The sequence below is a fragment of the Mesobacillus subterraneus genome, assembly GCF_020524355.2.
GTDB lineage: Bacteria > Bacillota > Bacilli > Bacillales > Cytobacillaceae > Mesobacillus > Mesobacillus subterraneus_C.
In genome coordinates this window covers 826,067-837,208 of sequence record NZ_CP129019.1, presented here as the reverse complement: position 1 = coordinate 837,208, position 11,142 = coordinate 826,067, and the positions used below count along the sequence as shown (strand labels likewise).

Genomic DNA, 11,142 nt, shown 5'->3' with positions numbered 1-11,142 from the left:
CTTGCTTTTATAGTATTTCGGATTCAATGATCATCCGATGTCCTTTTTGCATAAATAATATAACGGTCGGGGGCATCACCTACATAGCTGAATGGATAGCATGTTGTCAAAATGAGTTCCTCTTCGGAATTTTGCAGGGTAATGATACTGGTATCATCTGCGCTGACAATCTTCGTGCCTGTTATCTCGTATGTATAATCACCATAAGGCATTTTCATCGTCAGGTGATCACCCAACTCCAGGTCGCCTGCTTTTCGAAAAACCGTATCACGATGCCCTGAGAGGACAATTTGTCCATTTTCTTCAGGGTAGAACGAACCCTTATAGTGACCAACCCCTTTTTCAAGGTCGTCAGCATCCGTTCCTTCCACTATTGCCAGTTCCGCATTAATTTTTGGTATCACGAGTAAGCCAGAAGCTTTTCCTGTCTCAGGCTTGAACTCTTCCTTTTTAGCCTTCGGTTTATCTTCCTTGACCAATTCTTTTGCTGCTTCAAGTGAAACCTGCTCCTGCCGTTTAATGTCCCATAACTGAAACAACCCAATCCCCAGAATAACTACACCACTAACCATAATTCCAAGCGCCAAGATCTTTGTAAGTTTCATATACCGCTCCCATTTCTGCCTTAAGTAAAGTATAACAAGGGAACCACACTCAAAAATAGTACTATTTTTCTGCGGAAATAAGAAAAGCGCAAGCTCCTTGGTCAGCCCCGACAAGCGCTGGAGGGCCGACCAGTGAAGTCGCTCCTTGACTTCATTGACAGGACCGAAACTGAAATGTATAGCCGAATGTCCAGAAACGCAGAAACTGGAGACTCCGACAAAGAAGCGCTTTTTGCTTCTGCCGGCGGAGTTGAAGTTTCGGAGTTTCTAGGAGGCGACACTGGACAAGCGCCTCGAGGAGTTAGGAGCCTCAGCTAGACAAGCGACTCGAGGGGATAGGCGCTCGAGCTAGACACTAATCTAAATGCAAAAAATTTATACTTTCTTATTCAGTTAAAAAACCTCCCTTTCTAAAAGAAAAGGAGGTTACTTATTAAACTTGATCACTACCAAAGAAGTTCTTGAATGCCTGCAATGTTGTATCACGGTTCAAAGCTGCGATTGAAGTTATCAATGGAATGCCTTTCGGGCAAGACTGTACGCAGTTCTGTGAGTTACCGCAGTTTGCAAGTCCGCCGTCTCCCATGATTGTTTCAAGACGCTCGCCTTTGTTCAAAGCACCTGTTGGGTGGGCATTGAAGAGACGAACCTGTGATAATGACTGCGGCCCGATGAAATCTGATTTGTCGTTTACATTAGGGCAAGCCTCCAGGCAGACACCGCAAGTCATACACTTGGAAAGTTCATATGCCCACTGACGCTTTTTCTCAGGCATACGTGGACCAGGTCCAAGATCGTAAGTACCATCGATTGGGACCCATGCTTTAACACGCTTCAAAGAATCGAACATGCGGCTGCGGTCAACCTGCAAATCGCGGACAACCGGGAATGTTCTCATCGGCTCGAGCCTGATTGGCTGCTCCAACTGGTCAACCAGCGCAGAACAAGACTGGCGAGGACGTCCGTTAATGACCATGGAACATGCGCCACATACTTCCTCAAGACAGTTCATATCCCATGAAATCGGTGTAGTGGCTTCGCCTTTTGAATTCACTGGATTACGTCGGATTTCCATCAGTGCCGAAATGACGTTCATATTTGGACGATAATCTAATACGAACGTTTCCTCATAAGGGGCTGAATCAGGAGTATCCTGACGGCTGATTACAAAAGTAACAGTTTTATTCTCTGACATGCCTTATTACTCCCCCTTCTTCTTAGAGTAATCGCGCTTACGCGGTTGGATTAATGAAGTATCTACTTCTTCATAATGGAATGCTGGAGCAGAGTTTGCATCAACAAACTTCGCCATCGTTGTTTTCATGAAATCCTCATCATTACGATCAGGGAATTCTGGTTTATAGTGAGCCCCACGGCTTTCGTTACGATTATAAGCACCGATTGTAATAACTCGTGCAAGCTGAAGCATGTTTTGAAGCTGGCGTGTGAATACAGCACCCTGGTTGCTCCATTTTGCAGTATCGTTGATATTGATATTCTTATAGCGCTCCATCAACTCGACGATTTTCTCGTCTGTCTTGAGAAGTCTGTCATTGTAGCGTACAACCGTTACATTGTCAGTCATCCACTCGCCAAGCTCTTTGTGAAGAACATATGCATTTTCAGTGCCATCAAGTGACATGACATTGTCCCACTTTTCCTGTTCCATCATTACAGCATCATCGAATAGAGCCGTAGAAACTGCATCGGAGCTCTTTTCAAGGCCATTAATGTAACGGATCGCATTCGGGCCTGCTACCATACCGCCATAGATTGCTGACAATAAAGAGTTGGCTCCAAGACGGTTCGCACCGTGCTGTGAGTAATCAACCTCACCTGCTGCAAACAATCCAGGAATGTTTGTCATTTGATCATAGTCCACCCATAGTCCACCCATAGAATAGTGAACTGCAGGGAAGATTTTCATAGGAACTTTTCTTGGGTCATCACCCATGAATTTCTCATAGATTTCAATGATACCGCCAAGCTTGATATCAAGCTCTTTAGGATCCTTATGTGAAAGATCAAGATAAACCATGTTCTCGCCGTTGATGCCAAGCTTTTGGCTTACGCACACATCGAAAATTTCTCGTGTTGCGATGTCACGAGGAACAAGGTTTCCATATGCAGGGTACTTCTCTTCAAGGAAGTACCATGGCTTGCCATCCTTATAAGTCCAAACTCTTCCGCCTTCACCGCGGGCAGATTCACTCATCAGGCGGAGTTTGTCATCTCCCGGGATTGCAGTAGGGTGGATTTGGATGAATTCACCGTTAGCGTAATATCCTCCCTGCTGATAAATGATCGCAGCAGCTGAACCCGTATTGATAACTGAGTTCGTAGTTTTACCAAAAATGATACCAGGACCGCCAGTTGCCATGATAACGGCATCAGCAGCAAAGGACTTGATTTCCATTGAAGTAAGGTTTTGCGCTACGACACCGCGGCAAACACCTTCTTCATCCTTGACTATTCCGAGGAATTCCCATCCTTCGTACTTTGTGACCAAACCAGCCACTTCATGGCGGCGTACCTGTTCATCCAAAGCGTATAGAAGCTGTTGTCCAGTTGTCGCACCTGCAAATGCTGTACGGTGGTGCTGTGTACCTCCGAAACGGCGGAAGTCAAGCAATCCTTCAGGTGTACGGTTGAACATTACACCCATACGGTCAAGAAGGTGGATGATCCCCGGTGCTGCTTCAGCCATTGCTTTTACAGGAGGCTGATTCGCAAGGAAGTCACCGCCGTATATTGTATCATCGAAGTGTACCCACGGAGAGTCACCTTCACCTTTTGTATTTACTGCACCGTTGATTCCGCCCTGTGCACAAACAGAGTGGGAACGTTTTACCGGCACAAGAGAAAACAGTTCAACAGGAGTTCCTGTTTCTGCAACTTTTATAGTAGCCATTAAGCCAGCCAAACCACCGCCGACTACGATCACCTTACCTTTACTCATCGTGACTCACTCCCTTAAATCCAAGTCTGTCTTTCATATACGATCAAAAGTAATTCTTTTTCATCATTTAGTCCTTTCACGAAGGGCTTAAACGAATGCCAGGATTGCGCGGACACCTACGATCGAAAGCGCAATGAAAACTCCGATAGTAACATAAGTAGAAATTACTTGTGAACGCGGTGTTACAGTGATACCCCAGCTTACGAAGAATGACCATAATCCATTCGCAAAGTGGAAAGTAGTAGAAATAACACCAATTAAATAGATCCATAGCATAAATGGAGTTGATAGAATCGTCTCCATCATCTGGAAGTTAACGTCTGCACCAAATGCTGCAGCAATACGAGTTTCCCATACATGCCATGCTACGAAAATCAATGTGATGACACCAGAGACACGCTGAAGCATGAACATCCAGTTCCTGAAAAAGCCATATTGGCCTATATTGTTTTTAGCTGTAAAAGCAATATAAAGACCGTAGATTGCATGGAATAATAATGGTAAGAAGATAATGAAAATTTCTAGAAAATACCTGAAAGGCAACTGCTCCATAAAATGTGCTGCGTTATTGAATGATTCTTCTCCCCCTGTAGCAAAATGGTTGACTACAAGGTGCTGCATAAGGAAAAGACCTACTGGAATAACACCCAGTAAAGAATGCAGCCTCCGCCAATAAAACTCTTGTCTACCTGCCATATGTATACCCCCCTTGAAATTTGGCCGTGATGTTCAGGCTTGTCTCCCCATCCCTATTAACCTAACAGATTGATTCAACCCAACATCAAAAAATAAGCATTTCTTACAATTATGTGACATGTTCATTTTACTCCCATCATATTTGAGCGTCAAGAAAACGTATACATAAAAATGCTTATATAAATAAAATTTTTAAAATATATTGATATTGAAAAAATCCCACTTTCTAATTATTTCAACGTATGAAAGAGTATATTAAAATAATACTATTGGCTATCTCACACAGCTGATTTAATTTTCCGGAACAATAATTTTTAGATACTAAAGTTTCGGGTATTGTATAAACATGGAAAAATTTTATAGAAATTCTTATACCAAGCAAAATTTAACAACTTTTAAATTTAATGTTTTCGTGGCATATTGTTTATAATAGAGTGATAGAAAGAGGGGAGAACATGAGCGAAATAACTACTTCTGAGCAAAAAACCGAGAGCGAGCGACTGGCTGTCCCGGCGTTTGGATACGAATTGATCAGGGAATTCCTTCTGCCGGAATTGCTCAGCAAAGATGCGCCAGAAATTATGTATTGGGACGGAAAACGAATTGCCCGAAAGTTTCCATTAGCAACCCTAGAAGAGACCATCCGCTTTTTCGAGGATGCCGGCTGGGGAATACTTACCATCAAAGAAGAATCCCGAAGAGAAATGGTGCTTGAACTGGGCAGCGAGCTAATTTCCTCTCGACTGAAAAACAATCCAAATTGCACATTCCAGCTAGAAGCAGGCTTCATCGCCCAACAAATGGAACAGCAGAAAAACGTGACAGCCGAAACCTTCGAACATCCAAATAAAAAATCATCAAAAATTCTGTTCACGGTCAAATGGGATAAGAATGATTTGATTGATGAGAAGTAATTAATCACTACTGGTTGTAAGTAACTACGTATCGTATCGCATCCATTCAATCTGAGTTCACAGGGCACAGTGAAACCTTTCTGTGCCCTTTACTATGCTTAAAACCCCATTTATGTGCCCGAAATTCTCTGCACTCTCCGATTTCGGGCACATGTTCCTCATTTATGTTACCGAGATTCTCTTCATTCTGCGATTTCGGGCACATGTTCCTCATTTATGTTACCGCGATTCTCCCCACTCTCGGATTTCGGGCACATGTTCCTCATTTATGTTACCGAGATTCTCCGCACTCTCCGATTTCAGGCACATGTTCCTCATTTATGTTACCGAGATTCTCTGCATTCTGGGATTTCGGGCACATGTTCCTCATTTATGTTACCGAGATTCTCCGCACTCTCGGATTTCGGGCACATGTTCCTCATTTATGTTACCGAAATTCTCTGCATTCTCCGATTTCGGGCACATGTTCCTCATTTATGTTACCGAAATTCTCTGCACTCTTCGATTTCGGGCACATGTTCCTCATTTATGTTACCGAAATTCTCTGCACTCTTCGATTTCGGGCACATGTTCCTCATTTATGTTACCGAAATTCTCTGCATTCTCCGATTTCGGGCACATGTTCCTCATTTATGTTACCGAAATTCTCCCCACTCTCGGATTTCGGGCACATGTTCCTCATTTATGTTACCGAGATTCTCCGCACTCTCGGATTTCAGGCACATGTTCCTCATTTATGTTACCGAAATTCTCTGCATTCTGGGATTTCGGGCACATGTTCCTCATTTATGTTACCGAGATTCTCCGCACTCTCGGATTTCGGGCACATGTTCCTCATTTATGTTACCGAAATTCTCTGCATTCTCCGATTTCGGGCACATGTTCCTCATTTATGTTACCGAGATTCTCTGTACTCTCGGATTTCGGGCACATTTTCATTTTTAGGTGGCCGTACACATTGCAATATCACTTTTTCCGGACATGATGATTCAATGGATAAAAAAGCCTTACTCATTTCCACTCTCTTAATTTGTCTTAACCGCTCCTGAATATAGCTCAAATGCTTCATGCAATGATTCTACTGCGTTCACCATTTGTTTTTCATCAACTACGGTCGAGACTTTGATTTCAGATGTGCTGACCATCTTTACCTGGATGCCATTTCCTTCAAGGACTTCGAACATTTTGGCAGCTACACCCGGGTTTGAAACCATTCCTGAACCTACAATCGACACCTTTGCCAGGACGGTCTCGGATTCGACCGCTTGATAGTTTAATGTTTCTTTATTGCGTTCCAATACGTCTAGTACTTCCGGGAGATCGTTACTTTTAATGGAGAACGAGATATTGGCTAACCCTGCTTCTGTACGGCTCTGGACAATGATGTCGACATTTATGTGGTTATGTGCAAGTGTGGTAAATATAGTTGACAGTCCTTTTAATGAAGTACTTACTCCAAGGACTGATACTCTCGTAATCTGATCTTCAAACGCTACACCGCGTACGATTAAATTCTGTTCCAATTCATTCTCCTCCTCGATGATCGTACCTCTTTCTTTTTCCATGCTGGACCTTACTTCAAGTGGTAGCCCATAGTTCTTAGCGAATTCCACTGCACGCGGATGGAGCACACCTGCCCCGAGGTTTGCCAACTCGAGCATTTCATCATAGGAAACAGTCAGCAATTTTCTCGCGCTTTTCACATATCTAGGGTCTGTCGTGAACACGCCAGTCACATCGGTATAGATATCGCATTTATCCGCCTTCAAAGCCGCCGCAAGGGCTACGGCCGTTGTATCTGATCCGCCGCGTCCAAGCGTAGTGATTTCCCCTTCATCGGTCACACCCTGGAATCCCGCTACAATAACCACCTTGCCACTCTCTAAATCATGGGCAATTCTGTCTGAGTCGATATCGACAATCCGGGCGTTTCCGTGTACGGCTTCCGTCTTGATTCCTGCTTGCCAGCCGGTATAGGAAACAGCATCAATGCCATTTTGCTTCAACGCCATGGAATAAAGCGCGATCGTAATTTGCTCTCCCGTTGTCAAAAGCATATCCATCTCTCTCTTTGATGGCGAGCTGGAAATATCATTCGCCATGTCAACAAGATGGTCCGTCGTTTTGCCCATTGCTGATACGACCACGACGACATTGTTGCCATTCTGCAGTTCTTCTGCTGTCCTGCTGGCAGCGTTCCTGATCCTTTCAACGCTGCCTACCGATGTTCCTCCGAATTTCTGTACAATCAATCCCATACGTTTCCCCTGCCTCTTCATTCTTTATTTTGCCTCTAATAGAGTTTCATGGACACGCCGCATATGTATTTTCCCCAAGGACTTTCACATATCTGTTAAAATGCCCTTAAAAACAGAAAAAGCAATGGAAGTGGCTCCCAATGCTTAATTAACGTAGATATACGCTGCAACATGAGATAGCACTCCAAGATGGCAATCTTGACAATCCAGCGTTTATTCAACGAAGGACCAGCGAGAAAATCGATAGGTATTTCCCCACTTCGGCGAACATCCCCTTTCAAAGTCCATCAATGAATCCTACAATTCTCATGACTTTTACTCTTGAAGTTCGCACCTCTATCTACACTTTAATGCTCTAAAGTGATAGTTATATGAAATTTTCATAATTATAGCACACCTAAAAATAGAATGCTACATTAATTCTGTAATTTCTGATATAATTCCTCCGCAACATTAGCTGGAACTCCGGCAGCATTCAGCTCTTCCACAGATGCTTCCCTCATTTTTTTCACCGAACCGAAATGCTTCAGCAGAGCCTTCTTGCGCTTTTCGCCAATTCCCGGAATATCATCAAGCAAGGATTGAAACGCACTTTTGCCTCTTAACTGGCGATGGAAAGTAATCGCGAACCGGTGGACTTCATCCTGGATTCTTTGCAGCAAGTAAAACTCCTGACTGTTCCGCGCCAGTTCGATTACCTGCAGCGGGTTACCATACAGCAGCTGAGAAGTCCTGTGCTTATCATCCTTAGCCAGACCGGCAAGCGGAATATCGAGTCCGAGCTCATTTTCAAGCACATCACGTGCAGACTCGATATGTCCCTTTCCGCCATCTATGATAATCAAATCCGGCAGCGGCAATCCTTCCTTCAAGACCCGTGTATATCTGCGCCTGACGACTTCCCTCATCGATTCATAGTCATCCGGTCCCTTGACCGATTTAATTTTATATTTGCGGTATTCCCTTTTTTCAGGCTTGCCGTCGATGAAAACAATCATCGCTGAAACCGGATCGGTCCCCTGGATATTGGAGTTATCGAAAGACTCAATGCGATGAGGGGTGTAGATACCCATTTGCTTGCCAAGGTTTTCAACAGCGTTAATGGTTCGCTCCTCATCACGCTCAATTAACGAAAATTTTTCTTTGAGGGCGATACTCGCATTCTTGGACGCCAGGTGGACAAGTTCTTTCTTCTTTCCTCTCTGCGGTTTCAGGACTTTCACTTCAAGCAGCCCCTCCGCAAGTTCCAGGTCTACGCCCTCTGGTACCAATACTTCCTTTGGCTTGAAATGCTCATTTTTTGAGTAAAATTGGCCCAGATATGTGAGGATATCTTCTTCAGGTTCATTGTGGATCGGGAACATCGAAACCTCGCGTTCGATCAACTTTCCCTGACGGATAAAAAAGACCTGTACACACATCCAGCCTTTGTCGACTGCATAGCCAAACACATCACGGTCGGTAAAATCAGTCGTCGTCATCTTCTGCTTTTCCATCGTCGCCTCAATATGAGCGATCTTGTCGCGAAATTCCTTGGCACGTTCGAAATCAAGTTCTTCAGCAGCTGCAGCCATTTTTACCGTCAAATCTTCCTTGATTTCTTTATATCCCCCGTTGAGGAAACGAGTAATCTCATCTGTAATCTGCTTATACTCATCTTTGCTTACATCCTTGACACAAGGAGCAAGACACTGCCCCATATGATAATAAAGGCAGACACGGTCAGGTAAAGTAGAACACTTACGGAGCGGATAAATCCTGTCCAGCAGCTTTTTCGTCTCATTCGCCGCCTGTACATTTGGATACGGACCAAAATATTTGCCGCTGTCCTTCTTTACTTTTCTCGTAATGATCAGCTTCGGATGCCGTTCCGCAGTAAGCTTGATGAACGGATATGATTTATCATCCTTAAGCATGATATTATATTTTGGATCATATTTCTTGATCAGGTTGATTTCAAGAAGCAATGCTTCCATATCGGAGGAAGTGACGATATACTCAAAATCTTCAATTTCATTAACAAGACGAAGTGTTTTTCCGTCATGCGACCCTGTAAAATAAGAGCGTACCCTATTCTTCAATACCTTCGCTTTCCCAACGTAAATGATGGTTCCCTGCCTGTCCTTCATCAAATAACATCCTGGCTGTCCAGGGAGAAGAGCAAGCTTATTCCTGATCTGCTCATTCATGCCGTTCACCTCCTGTTACGGTATCCATTTATATAAAATAATTTCGTGATATACTGGATCGAAAATTTCATCTGACGAAAATGTCCTAACCTTCTCCAGTTTCCCTTCAGGATTAAAGCCTTGGGAGCGGAAGCCTTCAACAACACTGTTTGTTAAAAAAATTGTCTTACCTTTATATAATCCCTTATCATGCAGGAAAATCTTATAGGTATAGATTCGTTTATGCGGATAAGGCACGTCCAGATACTGAAGCACCCTCGTTTCTTCCCATGTGTAAAGAACGAATTCCTCTGGTTGCTTTTCCATATAGTTTGCAAGCTGATAGAGAGCTGGCTCGATTGCAGCCTGTTTTTGCACATACCCAGAAGAAATAATGACCTGGGCAATGATAACGACTACTATTAAAAAGCCGGCATACGCTCCTGTCCTTTTTGTGAAAAAGACTGTCAAACCAAGAAATACAATCAATAGCGCCAGCGGCAGTATATGCCGCGGCTTATCAATATTCTGCGCAAAAAGCGCCCATACCCCATAAGCGAGCAGCAGCAAGGTACCGAGTAAAACGCTGCTGTCTTTATAAACTTTGCTTCTAGATGCCTGCAAAAAAATCAATATGCTGATAACTATATATAATACCATCAAAACAGTTGTTCGTGAAAAGATTCCCCACCACAAGATGTTGGTAAATAAGAATGCCTTCAGCCTTGCCCAAATGGACAGTTCATTGGAAACTGAAGTGCCTCCCCATTCCTGGAAATGTCCGCCGGTAAATCCAAAGGCAAGTTCAAGGAAATTACCGAGACCCCCTTCAGAAATGATCAGACCTCCAACCCAGATGAACTGGAACAAAATGGCGATGACCACATATTTGATAACACCACCCAAGGCAATCTCCCGTTTGGCCCATTTTCTATATAAAAGATAAACGAGTCCAATTCCCATAGCCATATAGCTTAGCCTGATTCCCAGTAGGACACTGAATAATAACAGGGGAAGCAGCATCCATTTGCCGGCAGGTCTGGACTCTGCAGCTATGATACTCCAGAAGTACCACCAAAAAGCAGCAAGAGCAGCACCCTCTGACATCGGCTGGTTCACAATGATCAACGGATAACTGGCAGTATAAATGGCAGACGCGATCAGGAAGGCATCCACGCCGGGAACATATTTTCTCGCCAGGAGAAACACTGGAAGAATCGAACTGGCATAAATCAGCACATTAAATAAAACCAATGCCTGATTTGGGGTATCTGCCAAAAAATTGACCAGCATGCCGCCAAAAATAAAATATGGATAGCCGGGAAAATGGGGCTGCATCGCTCGCAGGTCATACCTGTCCATTGCCAGAGTAAAGTCAACTTGGTCCCAGGAGGATACGAATGGATTAAGCGAGCTCAACTGAATTGTGAAAATGTAAAGAATCGCCAGCGAACTCAGTCCAGGAATGATTAATTTGTTGATTTTTTTAGAATTCATCATTTTGCACACCAACTAACTTCCTTTTACGTATGAAAAAAGCAC

Annotated in this window: 9 protein-coding genes and 1 riboswitch; of the genes, 2 read left to right on the top strand and 7 right to left on the bottom strand. The window is 43.7% G+C overall.

Going from position 1 to position 11,142, the window contains the following annotated elements; translation table 11 throughout:
* Positions 1-23: 23 nt before the first annotated feature.
* On the bottom strand, positions 24-605 hold the full coding sequence (locus tag LC048_RS04140) for a class D sortase (protein WP_226603811.1): 582 nt from the start codon (positions 603-605) through the stop codon (positions 24-26).
* 132 nt (positions 606-737) lie between these two features.
* Here LC048_RS04140 and LC048_RS04135 point away from each other — a divergent pair, with 132 nt between their 5' ends.
* Positions 738-923: a hypothetical protein gene (locus LC048_RS04135; protein ID WP_226603808.1), complete on the top strand. Its 186-nt coding sequence runs from the start codon at positions 738-740 to the stop codon at positions 921-923.
* A gap of 115 nt (positions 924-1,038) precedes the next feature.
* On the opposite strand, the gene sdhB is transcribed toward LC048_RS04135, so the two are convergent.
* The 3 genes from sdhB to LC048_RS04120 all read right to left on the bottom strand — a co-directional run bounded on the left by sdhB (position 1,039) and on the right by LC048_RS04120 (position 4,260).
* Entirely contained in the window at positions 1,039-1,800 is a 762-nt protein-coding gene (gene sdhB, locus LC048_RS04130) for a succinate dehydrogenase iron-sulfur subunit (protein ID WP_226603806.1), read from the bottom strand.
* 6 nt (positions 1,801-1,806) lie between these two features.
* Positions 1,807-3,564 carry a succinate dehydrogenase flavoprotein subunit gene (gene sdhA, locus LC048_RS04125; protein WP_226603804.1) on the bottom strand — a complete coding sequence of 586 codons (1,758 nt, stop codon included), beginning with the start codon at positions 3,562-3,564 and terminating at the stop codon, positions 1,807-1,809.
* A gap of 87 nt (positions 3,565-3,651) precedes the next feature.
* Positions 3,652-4,260: a succinate dehydrogenase cytochrome b558 subunit gene (locus LC048_RS04120; protein WP_226603801.1), complete on the bottom strand. Its 609-nt coding sequence runs from the start codon at positions 4,258-4,260 to the stop codon at positions 3,652-3,654.
* A 455-nt stretch (positions 4,261-4,715) separates the two neighbouring features.
* Between LC048_RS04120 and LC048_RS04115 the strand changes: the two genes are divergently transcribed.
* Positions 4,716-5,174 (top strand): YslB family protein, encoded by a 459-nt coding sequence (locus tag LC048_RS04115; RefSeq protein WP_306049507.1) that lies wholly within the window; start codon positions 4,716-4,718, stop codon positions 5,172-5,174.
* Positions 5,175-6,199: 1,025 nt separating this feature from the next.
* On the opposite strand, the gene LC048_RS04110 is transcribed toward LC048_RS04115, so the two are convergent.
* From LC048_RS04110 to LC048_RS04100, 3 genes are all read right to left on the bottom strand, one after another.
* Positions 6,200-7,432, bottom strand: coding sequence for an aspartate kinase (locus LC048_RS04110; RefSeq protein WP_306049505.1), 1,233 nt, complete (start codon positions 7,430-7,432; stop codon positions 6,200-6,202).
* Between the two features lie 169 nt (positions 7,433-7,601).
* Positions 7,602-7,779, bottom strand: a riboswitch (Lysine riboswitch).
* Between the two features lie 69 nt (positions 7,780-7,848).
* Positions 7,849-9,621 carry an excinuclease ABC subunit UvrC gene (gene uvrC, locus LC048_RS04105; RefSeq protein ID WP_226603792.1) on the bottom strand — a complete coding sequence of 591 codons (1,773 nt, stop codon included), beginning with the start codon at positions 9,619-9,621 and terminating at the stop codon, positions 7,849-7,851.
* Between the two features lie 15 nt (positions 9,622-9,636).
* Positions 9,637-11,100 (bottom strand): hypothetical protein, encoded by a 1,464-nt coding sequence (locus tag LC048_RS04100; RefSeq protein ID WP_226603785.1) that lies wholly within the window; start codon positions 11,098-11,100, stop codon positions 9,637-9,639.
* Between the last annotated feature and the right edge of the window lie 42 nt (positions 11,101-11,142).

What these genes read in the sequence shown, in the direction of transcription:
- LC048_RS04140 (WP_226603811.1), bottom strand. Translation starts at nt 605, where the DNA reads ATGAAACTTACAAAGATCTTGGCGCTTGGAATTATGGTTAGTGGTGTA.
- sdhB (WP_226603806.1), bottom strand. Translation starts at nt 1,800, where the DNA reads ATGTCAGAGAATAAAACTGTTACTTTTGTAATCAGCCGTCAGGATACT.
- sdhA (WP_226603804.1), bottom strand. Translation starts at nt 3,564, where the DNA reads ATGAGTAAAGGTAAGGTGATCGTAGTCGGCGGTGGTTTGGCTGGCTTA.
- LC048_RS04120 (WP_226603801.1), bottom strand. Translation starts at nt 4,260, where the DNA reads ATGGCAGGTAGACAAGAGTTTTATTGGCGGAGGCTGCATTCTTTACTG.
- LC048_RS04115 (WP_306049507.1), top strand. Translation starts at nt 4,716, where the DNA reads ATGAGCGAAATAACTACTTCTGAGCAAAAAACCGAGAGCGAGCGACTG.
- LC048_RS04110 (WP_306049505.1), bottom strand. Translation starts at nt 7,432, where the DNA reads ATGGGATTGATTGTACAGAAATTCGGAGGAACATCGGTAGGCAGCGTT.
- uvrC (WP_226603792.1), bottom strand. Translation starts at nt 9,621, where the DNA reads ATGAATGAGCAGATCAGGAATAAGCTTGCTCTTCTCCCTGGACAGCCA.
- LC048_RS04100 (WP_226603785.1), bottom strand. Translation starts at nt 11,100, where the DNA reads ATGATGAATTCTAAAAAAATCAACAAATTAATCATTCCTGGACTGAGT.